General features: G+C 72.6%; 11 protein-coding genes and 1 pseudogene. 2 read left to right on the plus strand and 10 right to left on the minus strand.

The window, feature by feature from the left end:
- Positions 1-69: 69 nt before the first annotated feature.
- From hemW to lepA, 3 genes are all read right to left on the minus strand, one after another.
- Positions 70-1,302 carry a radical SAM family heme chaperone HemW gene (hemW, locus tag NRK68_RS11515; RefSeq protein ID WP_257855722.1) on the minus strand — a complete coding sequence of 411 codons (1,233 nt, stop codon included), beginning with the start codon at positions 1,300-1,302 and terminating at the stop codon, positions 70-72.
- A 135-nt stretch (positions 1,303-1,437) separates the two neighbouring features.
- Positions 1,438-3,330, minus strand: coding sequence for an AMP-dependent synthetase/ligase (locus NRK68_RS11520; protein WP_183065339.1), 1,893 nt, complete (start codon positions 3,328-3,330; stop codon positions 1,438-1,440).
- A 235-nt stretch (positions 3,331-3,565) separates the two neighbouring features.
- On the minus strand, positions 3,566-5,431 hold the full coding sequence (lepA, locus tag NRK68_RS11525; RefSeq protein WP_257855723.1) for a translation elongation factor 4: 1,866 nt from the start codon (positions 5,429-5,431) through the stop codon (positions 3,566-3,568).
- Positions 5,432-5,687: 256 nt separating this feature from the next.
- On the opposite strand from lepA, the gene rpsT reads away from it, so the two are divergent.
- Positions 5,688-5,948 carry a 30S ribosomal protein S20 gene (rpsT, locus tag NRK68_RS11530; RefSeq protein WP_030030523.1) on the plus strand — a complete coding sequence of 87 codons (261 nt, stop codon included), beginning with the start codon at positions 5,688-5,690 and terminating at the stop codon, positions 5,946-5,948.
- Positions 5,949-6,191: 243 nt separating this feature from the next.
- On the opposite strand, the gene holA is transcribed toward rpsT, so the two are convergent.
- On the minus strand, positions 6,192-7,184 hold the full coding sequence (gene holA / locus NRK68_RS11535; RefSeq protein WP_200904320.1) for a DNA polymerase III subunit delta: 993 nt from the start codon (positions 7,182-7,184) through the stop codon (positions 6,192-6,194).
- A gap of 76 nt (positions 7,185-7,260) precedes the next feature.
- Between holA and NRK68_RS11540 the strand changes: the two genes are divergently transcribed.
- On the plus strand, positions 7,261-7,503 hold the full coding sequence (locus tag NRK68_RS11540; protein WP_183065343.1) for a hypothetical protein: 243 nt from the start codon (positions 7,261-7,263) through the stop codon (positions 7,501-7,503).
- Between the two features lie 12 nt (positions 7,504-7,515).
- On the opposite strand, the gene NRK68_RS11545 is transcribed toward NRK68_RS11540, so the two are convergent.
- The 6 genes and pseudogenes from NRK68_RS11545 to leuS all read right to left on the minus strand — a co-directional run bounded on the left by NRK68_RS11545 (position 7,516) and on the right by leuS (position 16,944).
- A complete protein-coding gene (locus tag NRK68_RS11545) occupies positions 7,516-8,397 on the minus strand; it encodes a YceI family protein (RefSeq protein ID WP_183065345.1) in 882 nt (293 codons plus the stop codon).
- 136 nt (positions 8,398-8,533) lie between these two features.
- Positions 8,534-10,906 (minus strand): annotated as a pseudogene (locus NRK68_RS11550) (ComEC/Rec2 family competence protein); the annotation flags it as partial.
- Entirely contained in the window at positions 10,903-11,688 is a 786-nt protein-coding gene (locus NRK68_RS11555) for a ComEA family DNA-binding protein (RefSeq protein ID WP_373023513.1), read from the minus strand. The gene NRK68_RS11555 and the pseudogene NRK68_RS11550, both read right to left, overlap by 4 nt.
- A 320-nt stretch (positions 11,689-12,008) precedes the next feature.
- Positions 12,009-12,854, minus strand: a complete 846-nt coding sequence (locus NRK68_RS11560; RefSeq protein WP_030957696.1) for a DegV family protein — start codon at positions 12,852-12,854, stop codon at positions 12,009-12,011.
- A gap of 348 nt (positions 12,855-13,202) precedes the next feature.
- The gene (locus tag NRK68_RS11565; RefSeq protein ID WP_257855725.1) at positions 13,203-13,946 is read right to left on the minus strand and encodes a hypothetical protein; all 744 of its coding nucleotides are present in this window, start codon (positions 13,944-13,946) and stop codon (positions 13,203-13,205) included.
- Between the two features lie 133 nt (positions 13,947-14,079).
- Positions 14,080-16,944 (minus strand): leucine--tRNA ligase, encoded by a 2,865-nt coding sequence (gene leuS, locus NRK68_RS11570; protein WP_257855726.1) that lies wholly within the window; start codon positions 16,942-16,944, stop codon positions 14,080-14,082.
- Between the last annotated feature and the right edge of the window lie 132 nt (positions 16,945-17,076).

The following is a 17,076-nucleotide window of genomic DNA, read 5'->3' on the forward strand; positions in this document are numbered from 1 at the left end:
ACGACGACAGGCTAGGAACAGGGTAGGCAGCGCTGACCCGGATCCGCGCGGGTTCACCCGGGAAGGTGATCAGTCGACCAGGTCGCGGACCACCGCGTCGGCCAGCAGCCGCCCGCGCAGGGTCAGCACGGCCCGCCCGGCCTCGTAGGGCCCCGGCTCCAGGAGCCCGTCCGCGAGAGCCCTGCGGGACGCCGCGAGGCCGGCCGCGGCGAGCAGGGACAGCGGGACCCCGTCCACCAGGCGCAGCTCCAGCAGGATCCGCTCCACGCGGCGGTCCTCGTCCGAGAGGAGCTCGCGCCCCGCACCCGGGGAGCGTCCCTCCGCGAGGGCGGCGGCGTAGGCGCCGGGGTGCTTGACGTTCCACCAGCGCACCCCGCCCACGTGCGAGTGCGCGCCGGGACCTGCGCCCCACCAGTCGGCGCCGCGCCAGTACAGCTCGTTGTGCAGGCAGCGCCCGGCCTCGGAGGCGGCCCAGTTCGAGACCTCGTACCAGGAGTAGCCGGCCGCGGCCATGACCTCGTCGGCGATCAGGTAGCGGTCGGCGTGGACGTCGTCGTCGGTCATGGGGACCTCGCCCCGGCGGATCCGGCGGGCCAGCTGCGTGCCCTCCTCGACGATCAGCGCGTACGCGCTGACGTGGTCCGGGCCGGCCCCGAGGGCGGCGGCGAGGGAGTCCCGCCAGTCCTGGTCCGTCTCGCCGGGCGTCCCGTAGATCAGGTCGAGGTTGACGTGCTCGAAGCCCGCCGCGCGGGCCTCCGCCACGCAGGCCTCGGGGCGTCCGGGGGTGTGGGTGCGGTCCAGGACCTTCAGGACGTGCTGCTTGGCGCTCTGCATGCCGAAGGAGATCCGGTTGAAGCCCCCGGCGCGCAGCTCGGCCAGGTAGGCCGGGTCCACGGACTCCGGGTTGGCCTCGGTCGTGATCTCGGCGTCGGCGGCCAGGCCGAACTCGTCCCGGATCGCCGCGAGCATCCGTACGAGGTCGGTGGCGGGCAGCAGCGTCGGCGTGCCGCCGCCGACGAACACGGTCCGGACCTCGCGGGGGTCGTCGCCGAGGACCTTCCGGGCGAGCCGGACCTCGTCGATCAGGGTGTCGGCGTAGTTCTCGCGGGAAGCGAGCACGCCTCCGGTGCCCCGCAGCTCGGTGGCCGTGTAGGTGTTGAAGTCGCAGTATCCGCAGCGCGTGGCGCAGTACGGGACGTGCAGGTAGAAGCCGAGCGGCCGCTCCCCCGCGCCCGCCAGGGCGTGCGACGGCAGCGAGCCGTCTTCGGGCATGGGTTCACCGTCGGGGAGTGCGGAAGGCATACCCCCATCATCGCGCACCCGCCACCGGGCTCCGCCCCGCTCCTCGCGGCGCGGGGCCCGGGGCGGAGGGCCGGGAGGGGGTGCGGGGCGTGCGGGGCGGGTCACCGCCCCGCCCCGCACGGCCCGCGGCGGGCGCTACGCCTCGCGGGTGCCCTCGTACATCTCGTCGATCAGGTGCTTGAACTCACGCTCGACCACCGGGCGCTTGAGCTTGAGGCTGGGGGTGAGGTCGCCGTGCTCGACGTCCAGGTCGCGCGGCAGGATCCGGAACTTCTTGACCGTCTGCCAGCGCTGGAGGCCCTCGTTCAGGGTCTGGACGTAGGTCTCGATCAGCCGGTCGGTCTCGGGCGCGGCCAGGACCTCCTTGTACGTCCTGCCCTCCAGCCCGTTCTCGGCCGCCCAGGTCAGGATCGACGGCTCGTCGAGCGCGATCAGGGCGGAGCAGAAGTTCCGGTCGGCGCCGTGCACGACGATGGTCGACACGTACGGGCAGATCGCCTTGAACTGGCCCTCGATCTCCGCCGGGGCGACGTACTTGCCGCCCGAGGTCTTGATCAGGTCCTTCTTGCGGTCGGTGATGCGCAGGTAGCCGTCGGCCGACAGCTCGCCGATGTCACCGGTGTGCAGCCAGCCGTCGGACTCCAGGACCTCGGCGGTCTTGTCCGGCTGCCGGTGGTAGCCCTGCATGATGCCGGGGCCGCGCAGCAGGACCTCGCCGTCGTCGGCGATGCGTACCTCGGTGCCGGGGAGCGGCTTGCCGACCGTGCCGGTGCGGTAGGCCTCGCCCGGGTTGACGAAAGAGGCCGCGCTGGACTCGGTCAGGCCGTAGCCCTCCAGGATGTGGACGCCCGCGCCGGAGAAGAAGAAGCCGATGTCGGGGGCCAGGGCGGACGCGCCGGAGACGGCGGCGCGCAGCCGGCCGCCGAAGGCGTCGCGGAGCTTGGAGTAGACGAGCGCGTCGGCGACCTTGTGCTTGGTGGTGAGGCCGAAGGGGGCGGTGGCCCGCCCGGTGCGCCGGAAGTTGTCCTGCGTGACCTTGGCGTACTCGCGGGCGACGCCGACCGACCACTGGAAGATCTTGTACTTGGCGCCGCCGCCGGCCCGGGCCTTGGCGGCCACGCCGTTGTAGACCTTCTCGAAGATGCGCGGGACGGCCGCCATGTAGGTCGGCTGCACGACCGGCAGGTTCTCGATGATCTTGTCGATGCGGCCGTCGACCGCGGTGACGTGCCCGGCCTCGATCTGCCCGGAGGTCAGGACCTTGCCGAAGACGTGGGCCAGCGGCAGCCACAGGTACTGGACGTCCTCCTTGCCGATCAGACCGGTGGCGACCATGGCCTTGGCCAGGTACGACCAGTTGTCGTGCAGCAGCCGGACGCCCTTGGGGCGGCCCGTGGTGCCGGAGGTGTAGATGAGGGTGGCGAGCTGCTCGGAGGTGATGGACGCGATGCGCTCGTCGACCGCCTCCGGGTGCTTGGCGAGGTACTCGCGGCCTCTCGCCTCCAGGTCGGCGAGCGAGAGCACCCAGCCTTCGGGGTCGCCTTCGGCGGGCACCGCGTCGGCGGCCTCCATGACCACGACGTGGCGCAGGTGCGGCAGGTCGGCGCGGCGCTCGCGGGCCTTCGCCAGCTGCGCGGCGTCCTCGGCGATGAGCACCTGGCTCTCGGAGTCCGCGAGGATGAACGCCGACTCGTCCGCGTTGGTGCTGGGGTAGACCGTGGTGACCGCGCCGCCGGCGCACATCACGCCGAGGTCGGACAGGATCCACTCGACCCGGGTGTTGGAGGCGAGCGCGACGCGCTCCTCCGTTCCGAGGCCGAGGGAGATCATTCCGGCGGCGATGGCGTAGACGCGCTCGGCCGCCTGGCTCCAGCTCAGGGACTTCCAGTCGTCGGTGGCGCCCCGCCCGTCGGTCGCTGGCACCGGATAGCGATAGGCCTCGTCGTTCGGCGTCGCGGCGACGCGCTCACGGAAGAGCACCGCCACGGTGGGCGGGCGGTTCTCGAGATAGGTCTGTGTGTCGCTCACGACATCCTCCGGACCGATCCACGCGACAGCGCGTGGGCGTGGGGCGCTGGGGGCGCTTGGGACTGGCGGGTTTGCAGCCGTCTGACTTTCTAAACTGGCGAGTAACCGTTGAGCAGTGATCAGACTAGAGCGCGTCCGCCGCCCGCGTAAGAGCTGACGAGCGGCCGGTTCATAACGAAACAGGCCCCCGCAGCAATGCGCGGGGGCCTGTGTACGCCGGGTGACGGACAGGTGGCTACTTCTTCTTGCCGCCGGACTCGTCACTGGAGAGGACGGCGATGAAGGCCTCCTGGGGGACCTCCACGGAGCCGACCATCTTCATGCGCTTCTTGCCTTCCTTCTGCTTCTCCAGCAGCTTCCGCTTACGGGAGATGTCACCGCCGTAGCACTTGGCGAGGACGTCCTTGCGGATGGCGCGGATGGTCTCGCGGGCGATGACGCGGGAGCCGATGGCGGCCTGGACCGGCACCTCGAAGGCCTGCCGCGGGATCAGCTCGCGCAGCTTGGCGACCAGGCGCACGCCGTAGGCGTAGGCGGCGTCCTTGTGGCAGACGGCGGAGAAGGCGTCGACCTTGTCGCCGTGCAGCAGGATGTCGACCTTGACCAGGCTGGAGGCCTGCTCGCCGGTGGGCTCGTAGTCGAGGGAGGCGTAGCCGCGGGTCTTGGACTTCAGCTGGTCGAAGAAGTCGAAGACGATCTCGGCGAGCGGGAGGGTGTAGCGGATCTCGACGCGGTCCTCGGAGAGGTAGTCCATGCCGAGGAGCGTGCCGCGGCGCTGCTGGCACAGCTCCATGATCGCGCCGATGAACTCGGTCGGGGCGAGCACGGTGGCCCGGACGACCGGCTCGAAGACATCCTTGATCTTGCCTTCGGGGAATTCGCTCGGGTTGGTGACGGTGACTTCCTTGCCGTCCTCCAGGACCACCCGGTAGACGACGTTCGGCGCGGTGGCGATCAGGTCGAGGCCGAACTCGCGCTCCAGGCGCTCGCGGACCACGTCCAGGTGGAGCAGGCCGAGGAAGCCGACGCGGAAGCCGAAGCCGAGGGCCGCCGAGGTCTCGGGCTCGTAGACCAGCGCGGCGTCGTTGAGCTGGAGCTTGTCCAGGGCCTCGCGCAGGTCCGGGTAGTCCGAGCCGTCGAGCGGGTAGAGGCCCGAGAAGACCATCGGCTTCGGGTCCTTGTAGCCGCCGAGGGCCTCGGTCGCGCCGTTGTGCAGGCTGGTGATGGTGTCACCGACCTTGGACTGGCGGACGTCCTTCACGCCGGTGATGATGTAGCCCACCTCGCCGACGCCGATGCCGTCGGCCGGGGTCATCTCCGGGGAGGAGACACCGATCTCCAGCAGCTCGTGGGTGGCGCCGGTGGACATCATCTTGATGCGCTCGCGCTTGTTGAGCTGGCCGTCGACCACACGGACGTACGTGACGACGCCGCGGTACGAGTCGTAGACCGAGTCGAAGATCATCGCGCGGGCGGGGGCGTCCTTGACGCCGACCGGGGCCGGGACGGTGGCGACGACCTTGTCCAGCAGGGCGTCGACGCCCATGCCGGTCTTGGCCGAGACACGCAGCACGTCGTCGGGGTCGCAGCCGACCAGGTTCGCGAGCTCCTCGGCGAACTTCTCCGGCTGGGCGGCCGGCAGGTCGATCTTGTTGAGGACGGGGACGATCGCGAGGTCGTTCTCCATCGCCAGGTACAGGTTGGCGAGGGTCTGCGCCTCGATGCCCTGGGCGGCGTCCACCAGGAGGATCGTGCCCTCGCACGCGGCGAGGGAGCGCGAGACCTCGTAGGTGAAGTCGACGTGCCCGGGGGTGTCGATCATGTTGAGGATGTGGGTGCTGCCCTGACCCTCGCCCGTGGTGGGCGCCCAGGGCAGTCGCACCGCCTGGGACTTGATCGTGATGCCGCGCTCACGCTCGATGTCCATGCGGTCGAGGTACTGGGCGCGCATCTGCCGCTGATCGACGACACCGGTGAGCTGGAGCATCCGGTCGGCAAGGGTCGACTTGCCGTGGTCGATGTGCGCGATGATGCAGAAGTTGCGGATCAGCGCCGGGTCGGTACGGCTCGGCTCGGGCACGTGGCTGGGGATCGCGGGCACGCAGTGTCCTGATTCTCGGGTCGCAGTCGGAAGCGTTTTCGGAGCGTCGGTCGCAGCGGACAGTCCGGCTCCGGTCGCTCTCGGCGGCGCGATGTCGGTCCATACGCAGGCTCCCATGGTCCCATGGACGGGGCAGTGCGCTCGGTTTGGGCCGCCGGGAGCGTGCCTGGTAGCCTGGGCAGCTGTGTCTCGTGTGCCCTCTCAGCCGTCGGGACACAATCCGAAGATCAACCTCTGAACCTGAAAAGGCTCTTTCGTGGCGAACATCAAGTCCCAGATCAAGCGGAACAAGACCAACGAGAAGGCTCGCCTTCGCAACAAGTCGGTCAAGTCCGAGCTGCGCACCTTCATCCGCAAGGCCAACGAGGCCATCCTCGCCGGCGACGCGGAGAAGGCCACCGCTGCGGCCCGTCTGGCTTCCAAGAAGCTGGACAAGGCCGTCTCGAAGGGTGTCATCCACAAGAACGCCGCCGCCAACAAGAAGTCGGCGCTGGCCTCCAAGGTTGCCGCCATCTGAGTTCCGCACTCGATGTGATCGCCGGAAGGGACCCAGTGGGCCCTCTCTCCCGCTCCTGACCGGCACCCCGCTCCGCACACGAAGCGTTCGCCACGCGGGTGCGGCGCACAAGCAGTGACCGAAGGCCCCGGTCGCCGTCCTTCCCCAGGACGACGACCGGGGCCTTCGCGTTGCCGGGACCAGCGGCGCCGGGGGGGGCGGGACCAGCGGCGCCGGGGGGATCAGCGGCGCTGGCCGGGGGGATCAGCGGCGCTGGGGGCGGGCGGCGCGGGCGACCGCGACGACCGCCTTCTCCAGCGCGTACTCGGGATCGTCACCCCCGCCCTTGACCCCCGCGTCGGCGGCGGCCACCGCGCGCAGCGCGTCCGCGACGCCGTCCGCCGACCAGCCCCGCATCTGCTGGCGGACCCGGTCGATCTTCCACGGAGGCATACCGAGGTCCCGGGCGAGGTCCCCGGGCCGGGCGCCGCGCGGGGCGGAGGCCAGCTTGCCGATCGCCCGGACCGCCTGTGCCAGAGCACTGGTGATCAGGACCGGCGCCACCCCGGTGGCCAGGGACCAGCGCAAGGCCTCCAGGGCCTCCGCCGCACGCCCCTCGACCGCCCGGTCGGCGACCGTGAAGCTGGAGGCCTCGGCCCGGCCCGTGTAGTAGCGGCCGACGACGGCCTCGTCGATGGTTCCCTCGACGTCCGCGCACAGCTGCGCCGCGGCACTCGCCAGCTCCCGCAGGTCGCTGCCGATCGCGTCGACCAGGGTCTGGCACGCCTCCGGGGTCGCCGACCGGCCCAGCGTGCGGAACTCGCCCCGTACGAACGCGAGCCGGTCCGCCGCCTTCGTCATCTTCGGGCAGGCGATCTCCCGGGCTCCCGCCTTGCGCGCCGCGTCCAGCAGGCCCTTGCCCTTGACGCCGCCCGCGTGGAGGAGGACCAGCGCGATCTCCTCGTAGGGAGCGGCGAGGTAGGCCTTGACCTCCTTGACCGTGTCGGCGGACAGGTCCTGCGCGTTGCGCACGACGAGCACCTTGCGCTCGGAGAAGAGCGAAGGGCTCACCAGCTCGGCGAGGGTGCCGGGCTGGAGCTGGTCGGAGGTGAGGTCGCGGACGTCGGTGTCGGCGTCGGCGGCACGCGCGGCCGCCACCACCTCCCGCACGGCGCGGTCGAGCAGCAGCTCCTCCTGCCCCACCGCGAGGGTGATCGGGGCAAGCGGATCGTCGGTGGAATTCTTCCTGGTGGCCATCGCCTCCAGCATCCCACGCCGCACTGACAGCCCCCCGCGCCCCGGCCCCCTCCACCGGGTGTCCGACAATGGCCGGGTGAACGTGCGACATGTACTCGTCCTGCCCGACCGCGACGCCGCCGAGGAGGTGGCGCAGGAGGCCGTGGACCGCTTCGGCCTCCCGGAGGAGCCGCAGTTGGTCCGCGACGCGCTGGCCGGCGAGGACGACGCCGAGGACGCCCAGTGGCTGGTCGTCGTCGAGGATCCGCAGGACCGGCTCGACGCCACCGCGCTGGACGGCCTCGCCGCCGAGTACGAAGGCTGGCTGGAGGCCCCCTGAGCCCCGCCGGGGTCAGGCCTTGTGCACGATCTGGACGTCCAGCGTCACGTCCACGCTCGAACCGATCGCGGCGATCCCGTGCGCCAGCATCGACTGCCAGTTGAGGGTGAAGTCCTCGCGGTGCAGTTCGGCGGTGGCCCGGCAGGCCGCCCGTACCTCGCCCTCCATGCCCGTTCCGAGGCCCAGGTACTGGGTGTCCAGCGTCACGGACCGGCTCACCCCGTGGAGCGTCAGGGCGCCCGCGACGGCCCAGCGGCTGCCGGTGCGGTGCATGAACCGTTCGCTGTAGAACTCCACCGTGGGGTGGCGGACCGCGTCCAGGAAGTCCCCCGAGCGCAGGTGGTCGTCGCGCAGCCGCAGCCCGGTGTCGATGCTCGCCGCGTCGATGATCACGTGCATGGAGGACTCCTCCATGCGGTCGGCTATCCGCACCGCCCCGGCGAACGTGTTGAAGCGTCCGTTGATCCGGGCCATGCCGATGTGCCGGGCCGTGAAACCGATGGACGAATGCGCCGGGTCGAGCTCCCAGTGGCCCGGCTGCGGCAGCACCGGCGGCTCCACCGCGTCGAGGATGATCTCCCCCGTACCCGGCTGCGCCGGATCTCCCACGAGCGTGACCCCGTGGAAGGGCGTGTACCCCTCGGCGGTGACGGAGAGCCGGTACTCCCCCTCCGGTACGGCGGCCGTGAAACCGCCGAACGGATCGGTCTCGCCGCTGACGATCCGGCGGCCGATCGGATCCGTGACCTCGAACGCGGCCTGCCGGATGGGCCGGTGGACCGTGTCGAGGACGCGGCAGCTGAGCAGACGCGCCGTCGGCGGCAGCGTCAGTGTCGCGGATGAGTGCGGGCTGGAACTTCCGGCCGACTCCATCCCCCGTCGGCGACCGAACATGACGTGTGCACCCCCGTGCAGTGTGGACTTGGACCGTTCTGGCGAAGAGGCATTCGATCATGCTGTCGGGTTGTGGGCAAACAGAGCGGTCACGCCCGGTATGCCCGCGTCGAATGCGCCGTCCCCTGGCTGGAAACGCACGCAGCCGAACGCCGGTTCCACCGACCGCGATCGAACCGTCGGTGTCGGTGCGCAGCACCGTCGCACCCACGGCCCGCAGGCGGGCGAGCGTACCCGGCGCGGGGTGCCCGTAGCGGTTTTTTGTACCGACGGGAACAATCGCCAGGCGCGGCCGGACCCGTTCGTGCAGCCCGGGATCCTGGTGCGCCGAGCCGTGGTGGGCGACCTTGAGGACATCGACCGGACCGAGCTTCGGATGCTCCCTCAGAAGGGCTTCCTGCGAAGCCGGTTCGAGATCGCCGAGCAGCAGCAGGGTCAGCCCCGCGCCGCGCACCAGCAGCACGACGCTCGCATCGTTGGGCCCTTCGAAGTACGACCCGGGCGGTGGCGGCCACAGCACCTGCCATTCGAAGGGGCCGGCCCGGCGCCGCTCCCCCTGCACGGCCGGTACGACCGGCACCCCGGCGGCCGCCGCGGTCCGGCGGACGAACTCGGCCTGTCCGAAGGGCTCTTCCAGCACGGAGGCCTGGATCATCCCCACCGAACGGCCCCGCAGGACGCCCTGCAAACCTCCCACATGGTCGGCGTGGAAGTGCGTCAGCACAAGCATCGGCACCCGGTGCACCCCCAGCTCGCGCAGGCACTCGTCCACCGGCCCGGGATCCGGGCCGGCGTCCACCACCAGCGCCTCCCCCGGCCCGGTGGAGAGGACGGCCGCGTCCCCCTGTCCCACGGCGCACTGGACGTAACTCCAGTCGGGCGGAGGCCAGCCGGTGAGCGTACGGGTGAGCTGCGGCGGCCGCAGCACGGCAAGGAGCAGCAGCACCGCCAGCACACAGCACAGCCACCGCCGCCGCCCCCAGCGGGCACCGAGGACGACGAACGCCAGGGTGACCGCGGCCAGCAGCAGCCCGCCGGTGAACCCGCCCGGCCAGGACAGCTCCGCGCCGGGAAACCCGGCCCCGGCCCGCGCGACGGCAGCGATCCACCCCGCGGGCACCCCGGCGCACCGGGCGAGCACCTCCGCGACGGGCATCGACAGCGGGGCCACCGCCAGCGCGGCGAAGCCGAGGACGGTCGCCGGCCCGGCGGCCAGCTCGGCCAGCAGGTTGCAGGGCACCGCCACCAGGCTGACCCGGGCCGCGAACACGGCGACCACCGGCGCGCACACCGCCTGGGCGGCAGCGGCGGCGCCCACGGCATCGGCGAGCCGGGGCCCCATCCCGCGCCGCCGCAGCGCCCCGCTCCACCGGGGGGCGAGCGTCAGCAGCGCCCCGGTGGCCAGGACCGAGAGCAGGAAGCCGTAACTGCGGGCCAGCCACGGGTCGAAGAGCACCAGCAGCAGCACCGCGGCCCCCAGTGCGGGAATCAGGGACCTGCGCCGGCCGGTGGCGATGGCCAGCAGGGTGACCGCCCCGCAGGCCGCTGCCCGCAGCACGCTCGGCTCCGGCCGGCACACCACGACGAACGCCAGCGTCAGCGCCGCCCCGCACAGGGCGGTCGTCCGCAGCGAGAGTCCCAGCCGGGGCGCCAGCCCGCGCCGCTCCGCCTGCTGGGCGCGCGCCGGGGGCCCGATGAGCAGGAACAGCACCACGGTCAGGTTCGACCCGGAGACGGCCAGCAGGTGCAGCAGATCGGTGGCCCGGAAGGCCTCGTGCAGGTCGGGCGGAACCCTGGAGGTGTCCCCGACGACCAGTCCCGGGAGCAGGGCCCGCGCATCCGGTGCGAGCCCCTCGGTGGCCCCGCGCAGTCCGGCCCGCAGCCGCCCCGCCAGCCGCTGCGCGGCGTCCGGACCGCCGGTCACCCCCGGTGGCGTGTCACCGCCCGGACGGAGCAGCGCCACGGCCCGCTCCCCGTCCCCCGCCGGGGCCAGCCGGGCGGCCACCGCCACGCGGGTGGAGGGCAGGAGCCCGGCCCATCCCGTGTGAGCGGACAGCACCCGCACCGGGGTCTCGACCCGGGTGCTCACCCCGTCGGGTCCGGTCACCCGGGTCACCACCGCGTCCAGCACCACCACCGGCGGCCCGCTCCCACTCCGCGCGGTCCTGGGGTCGGAATCGACGGTGAGTTCCGCCAGGACCCTGGCGTGCTGCCGCGCCAGCCCGGCGACCGGCCCGGCCCGCGCCTCGGCCAGCTGAAGCCCCGCGACACCGGCTCCCGCGGCCGCGCACAGCAGAGCCGCCGCCGCGGCCGGGGCGACCCTCCACAGGGCCCCCGGGCGCCGTCCCTGGACCAGCAGCAGGAGCCCCGCGCCGACCGCCGCCAGGCCCACGCCGAGGGCGGTCCGCCCGACGGGTGCGTCGAGGGCGAGGGCGGCCGCAGCCCAGGCGGCCAGGGCCGGCACCGCGAGACGCAGATCCGCCGGGCCCGCCCCCTCCGGGCGGCTCACGGCCGCACCAGCTTGCGCAGGTCGGCGAAGCGCCGCTCACCGATGCCGTTGACCTGGCGGAGATCCTCCACGGAACGGAAGCCGCCGCGGGCGGTGCGGAAGTCCACGATGTGCTGGGCGAGGACGGGACCCACCCCCGGCAGACCGTCCAGCTGCTCGACGGTGGCCGAGCCCAGGCTGAGCGGCCCGGCGGCCGGCCCGCCCGCGGGCCCTCCCGGGTGCGGCTGCGGCTGCGCCGTCACCCCCACCAGTACCTGCTCGCCGTCCACGAGCACCCGGGCCCGGTTCAGCCCGGTGGTGTCCGTGCCCGGACGCACTCCCCCGGCGGCGGCCAGCGCGTCCTCGACCCGGGAACCGGCCGGCAGCCGCCGCACTCCCGGATCCCGGACCTTGCCGCCGACGTCGACGACGATCCGTTCGGGCCCCGCGCCGCCGCCCGCCGCGGCCGGTGTCGCCGCCGGCGCCGTGGCCCCCGCCGACAGCACCGCCGGGGCGGCCGGCGCCGGGGCGGTCACCTCCCGCGGCCGGGCCGACCAGTACTGCTGCCCGGCCAGGCCCACGGCGACGACCAGCACCACCCCGACCGCGGCCACCGTGCGCGGCTCCACCGCGCACCGGGCCTGCAGCCACAGCGGCAGCCGCTCCCGCACCGCCAGCCCGCGCGCCCTCTCGGCGGGCAGGGCTTCGGCCGCCTCGCCGGGCGGTGCCGGGGGATCCGCCGCGGCAGGCGGCGGTTGCTGCGGCGGGCCGCCGCCGAGCAGCGCTTCGGCCCTGCGCCGCACCGCGTCCGCCCCCGGATCGGGATGCGGACCGAAAGCGGGACCAGGACCCGGACCGGGATGCGGAGGCGGAGGCGCGGCCCGGAGACCGTGGCGGCGCCTGCCGGCGCCACCGCCGTGGCGCAGACGGCTGTCGGAGAGGCGGGAGCGGCCCGGGCCGCTGGTGGCGCCCGACGGCCGGAACGAAGGACGGGAAGGACGGGAAGTACGCGTTCGAAGAGTCATGGCACGACCGTAGGGGCAGATCCCGACCGCCGTGCGGACCCTTCAATTCCGGTGGATATCCGCCCCGTTGTGGATATCCGGGCCACTCGTTCCGGTGATCAGCGGGGCGAGACGACCGCCGCCAGGAGCCCCGGCCCGGTGTGCGCGCCGATCACCGCGCCGACCTCGCTGACGTGCAGCTCGACCAGGCCGGGGATCCGCTCGCGGAGCCGCTCCGCAAGCTTCTCGGCCCGCTCCGGTGCCGCGAGGTGGTGCACCGCCACGTCCACGTCTGCGGAGCCGGCACGCTCGACCGCCAGCTCTTCCAGCCGGGCGATGGCCTTGGAGGCCGTACGCACCTTCTCCAGCATCTCGATCCGCCCGCCGTCCAGGGTCAGCAGCGGCTTCACCGCCAGGGCCGAGCCGAGCAGGGCCTGCGCGGCCCCGATCCGGCCGCCGCGGCGCAGGTAGTCGAGGGTGTCGACGTAGAAGTAGGCGGCCATGTCCGCCGCCCGCTTCTCGGCCGCCGCCACGGCCTCGTCCACGGCGCCGCCCGCCTCGGCGACCTCGGCCGCGGCGAGCGCGCAGAACCCGAGGGCCATCGCGACCATGCCGGTGTCCACGACGCGTACGGGTACGGGCGCGGTCCTGGCGGCCACCACGGCGGCGTCGTAGGTCCCGGAGAACTCGGCGGACAGGTGCAGGCTGACGATGCCGGTCGCCCCGGCGTCGGCGGCGGCCCGGTAGGCCCGGACGAACTCCTCCGGGCCGGGGCGGGACGTGGTGACCGAGCGGCGCTTCTGCAGGGCGAGGGCCAGGCTGCGCGCCGAGATCTCCGTGCCTTCTTCGAGCGCCTCGCCGCCGAGCACCACGGTGAGCGGGACGGAGGTGATTCCGTGCCGTGCCATGGCCGGTCGGGGCAGGTAGGCCGTGGAATCGGTGACGATGGCGACATGGCGGGACATGAGGCGGAGGTTACCGCTCGCGGGGCCGCGACGGCAGCCGGGGCCCTTCACGGGGGCGTGAGCGGGCCCCCTCGGCTCCCGCCGGAGCGGGCAGAGCCTACGGAGCGCGTGGCGGTCGGTCGGCGCCGGGGGGCGCCGCGGGACTCTCCCCCACCCCGCCCCTTCCCGAACCAGGGGCTCCGCCCCAGGACCGCGCTCCCGGAGCCAGGCCCCGGACACCCCCCGAGGGGCTCCCGGCCCCGGGGTGGGCCGGGCCCGCCCCGGATCCGCACGCGCTCGTACCTGGTGTGCCCCGCATGCCCGGCGTGCCCGATGGGACACCCGGCGGGTACCCGGCAGTGCCGGGTGTCAGCCCGCGCTCTCCGGGCGGGGGGCCTTTTGCCAGGGGTACTGCATCGTCGGGGTCGGCGGGTTCAGGGCCGCCGGCGGAGGCGTGGGCGCCGCCTTCGGGGCCGGTGCCGGTTCCGGGGCCGGGGTCGGGGTCGAGGTCGGCGCGGTCTGGGCCGCGTCCCACTCGGCGGCCGCCGCCGCCAGGTCGTCCACCGGTTCGCGGGACCAGTCGCGCAGCGCGCCCGACTCCATCTCGATCTGCTCCGACAGCAGCGACAGCTCGTCCTCCGCGAAGCGCCGGGCCCGGTCGCGGGCGGCCCACCGCAGCGAGTCCGCCGCCTCGATGATCTGGCGGGCGCGCTCGCGCAGGTCCGGCAGGAGCTGAGCAGTGCGCTGCTTGTCGGGCTCCTGCTCCAGTCGCTTCAGCTCGCCGTCGAGCTCGTGCCCGTGGGCGCTCAGCCGCTCGAACAGCGCGAGGGACTCCCGCAGCGAGGCGTCCGTCCGGGCCCCGTCCGCCAGCGCCTGCTGGGTGGCGCGCATCGACGTCCGCAGGTCGAGCCTCAGCTGCGCCAGCGCACCCGCCACTCCGACCTGGCCGAAGCTCTTGGCCCGCAGTGTGGTGTCCTCCACCGTGCGCCGCGCCTGTACGACGGTGCGCTCCACGCCTCGCTTGGCCGCGCCCACCGCCTTGACCGTGAGGTACGCGCCGAGGCCCACGACCATCAGCAACATCAGCGCGAAGATGATCAACGCGGCCTCCATGACGGCCCCTTTCCCCAGGCGTCGGCTCTTCCCCTCCAAGGTAAACGCCACGGGCAGGCCAGGGGTTCCATTCGAACCCCCAACCTGCCCGTACGGGATCTCCCCCATGCGGGGGCGGCGCCTTTCCGGCGGCTCAGATCACGATGTTGACCAGCTTCGGCGCGCGCACGATCACCTTGCGGATCTCCGCGCCGCCCAGCGCGGCGACGACACCGGCGTCGGTCACGGCCAGCTGCTCCAGGTCGGCGTCGGTGATCGTCGGCGGGACCTCCAGGCGCGCCTTGACCTTGCCCTTGACCTGCACCACGCACGTGACCGTCTCGTCCACGACGTACGCCGGGTCCGCCACGGGGAAGTCCTGGTGGACCACCGAGTCGGTGTGGCCCAGCCGGTGCCACAGCTCCTCCGCGATGTGCGGGGCCAGCGGGGCGACCAGCAGGACCAGCCGCTCGGCCACCGAGCGCTCCAGCGGGCGGCCCGCCTTGGTCAGGGTGTTGTTCAGCTCGGTGATCTTGGCGATGGCGGTGTTGAACCGCAGCCCCGCCAGGTCGGCGCCGGCCCCGTCGATGGCCTTGTGCAGCGCGCGCAGGGTGTCCTCGGCGGGCTCGGCGTCGACGACGGTGACCGCGCCGGTCTCCTCGTCCACGATGTTGCGCCACAGGCGCTGCAGCAGCCGGTACTGGCCGACCACGGCGCGCGTGTCCCACGGACGGGAGACGTCCAGCGGGCCCATCGCCATCTCGTACAGGCGCAGCGTGTCGGCGCCGTACTCCTCGCAGATCTCGTCCGGCGTGACGGCGTTCTTCAGGGACTTGCCCATCTTGCCGTGCTCGCGCTTGACCTGCTTGCCCTCGTAGAAGTACGCGCCGTCGCGCTCCTCGACCTCGGCCGCCGGGACGTACACACCGCGCTCGTCGGTGTAGGCGTACGCCTGGATCATGCCCTGGTTGAACAGCTTGTGGAACGGCTCCGCCGACGACACGTGGCCCAGGTCGAACAGCACCTTGGACCAGAAGCGGGCGTACAGCAGGTGCAGCACCGCGTGCTCGGCGCCGCCCACGTACAGGTCGACACCGCCGTGCGGAGCGCCCTCGCGGGGGCCCATCCAGTACTGCTCGATCTCCGGGTCGACCAGCGCGGAGGCGTTGTTCGGGTCCAGGTAGCGCAGCTCGTACCAGCAGGAACCGGCCCAGTTGGGCATGGTGTTGGTCTCGCGCCGGTAGGACTTCACGCCGTCGCCCAGGTCCAGCTCGACGTTGACCCAGTCGGCCTTGCGCGACAGCGGGGTCTCCGGCTGCGAGTCCGCGTCGTCCGGCTCGAAGGTGCGCGGCGAGTAGTCCTCGACCTCCGGCAGCTCCAGCGGCAGCATCGACTCGGGCAGGGAGTGCGCGACGCCGTCCTCGTCGTAGACGATGGGGAAGGGCTCGCCCCAGTACCGCTGGCGGCTGAACAGCCAGTCGCGCAGGCGGAAGTTGACCGTCCCCTCACCGATGCCGCGCTCGGCCAGCCACTCGGTGATCGCGGCCTTCGCCTCGACGACGCCCAGGCCGTCCAGCGAGACGCCCTCGCCCGTGGAGTTGACCAGCTTCGCGTCGTACGAGGCGAAGGCGTCGTCCCACTCGGCCGGGTCGGTGCCGCGGCCGTCGGAGGGCTGCACGACGCAGCGCATCGGCAGCTCGAAGGCGCGCGCGAACTCGAAGTCCCGGCTGTCGTGGGCCGGAACGGCCATGATCGCGCCGGTGCCGTAGCCCATCAGGACGTAGTCGGCGATGAAGACGGGGACCTTCTCCCCGCTGACCGGGTTGATCGCGTACTCGCCGGTGAAGACACCGGTCTTGTCCTTGGCCTCGGCCTGGCGCTCGACGTCCGACTTCGAGGCGGCCTGCTTGCGGTAGGCGGTGACGGCCTCGGCCGGGGTGGCGTGGCCGCCCGTCCACACGTCGTGGGTGCCCTCGGGCCAGGCGGCCGGGATGAACTTCTCGACCAGCGGGTGCTCGGGCGCCAGCACCATGTACGTGGCGCCGAACAGCGTGTCCGGGCGAGTGGTGAAGACGGTGATGGCCTCGTCGCCCAGCGCGAAGTCGACGCGCGCGCCTTCGCTGCGGCCGATCCAGTTGCGCTGCTGCAGCTTGATGGCCTCGGGCCAGTCCAGCGCGTCCAGGTCGTCCAGCAGCCGGTCGGCGTACGCGGTGATCCGCATGTTCCACTGGCTCAGCTTGGACTTGAAGACCGGGAAGTTGCCGCGCTCGGAGCGGCCGTCGGCGGTGACCTCCTCGTTGGCCAGTACGGTGCCCAGCCCGGGGCACCAGTTGACGGGCGCGTCGGAGGAGTAGGCCAGCCGGAAGCCGTTCAGTACGTCGGCCCGCTCGGCCGCGCTCAGGCCGCCCCAGGCACGGCCGCCGGGGACCTCACGGGAGCCGTCCTCGAAGGCGGCGACCAGCTCGGAGATCGGCCGGGCCTTCTTCGCGTCCGCGTCGTACCAGGAGTTGTAGATCTGCAGGAAGATCCACTGGGTCCACTTGTAGTAGTCCGGGTCGATCGTGGCGAACGACCGGCGCTTGTCGTGGCCCAGGCCCAGCCGGCGCAGCTGGATCTTCATGTTCTCGATGTTGGCCTCGGTCGACACGCGCGGGTGCGTACCGGTCTGCACGGCGTACTGCTCGGCCGGCAGGCCGAAGGCGTCGAATCCCAGGGTGTGCAGGACGTTGTTGCCGGTCATCCGCTGGTGGCGGGCGTAGACGTCGGTGGCGATGTACCCGAGCGGGTGACCGACGTGCAGGCCCGCACCGGAGGGGTACGGGAACATGTCCATGATGAACTTCTTGGGCCGCGCGACGACCGCCGGGTCCCCGGCCAGGTCACCGGTCGGGTTCGGGGCCTCGTAGGTGCCCTGCGCGTCCCAGACGTCCTGCCAGCGTGCCTCGATGTCGGCGGCCATGGCAGCCGTGTAACGGTGCGCCTCGGCCGCCTCGGGGGCCGGGGTGTTCGTCTCGCTCATGATTTCTGAAGCTCCATCGATCGTCTCTGCCGTCTCTGCTGTCCAAACGAAAAAACCCCTCGCACAGGAGGGGGCGCCGCGCCGAGGCCGACCGTTTCGAAGGTCGGTACTGATCAGCGCGGCTCGGTAAGC

The sequence above is a fragment of the Streptomyces yangpuensis genome, assembly GCF_024666385.1.
In the GTDB taxonomy this organism is placed as follows: Bacteria; Actinomycetota; Actinomycetes; order Streptomycetales; family Streptomycetaceae; genus Streptomyces; species Streptomyces yangpuensis.

Excerpts from the sequence above, each read along its gene's own strand:
- leuS (WP_257855726.1), bottom strand. The coding sequence starts at position 16,944 with ATGAGCGAGACGAACACCCCGGCCCCCGAGGCGGCCGAGGCGCACCGT.
- holA (WP_200904320.1), bottom strand. The coding sequence starts at position 7,184 with ATGGCCACCAGGAAGAATTCCACCGACGATCCGCTTGCCCCGATCACC.
- NRK68_RS11545 (WP_183065345.1), bottom strand. The coding sequence starts at position 8,397 with ATGTTCGGTCGCCGACGGGGGATGGAGTCGGCCGGAAGTTCCAGCCCG.
- hemW (WP_257855722.1), bottom strand. The coding sequence starts at position 1,302 with ATGCCTTCCGCACTCCCCGACGGTGAACCCATGCCCGAAGACGGCTCG.
- NRK68_RS11565 (WP_257855725.1), bottom strand. The coding sequence starts at position 13,946 with ATGGAGGCCGCGTTGATCATCTTCGCGCTGATGTTGCTGATGGTCGTG.
- NRK68_RS11560 (WP_030957696.1), bottom strand. The coding sequence starts at position 12,854 with ATGTCCCGCCATGTCGCCATCGTCACCGATTCCACGGCCTACCTGCCC.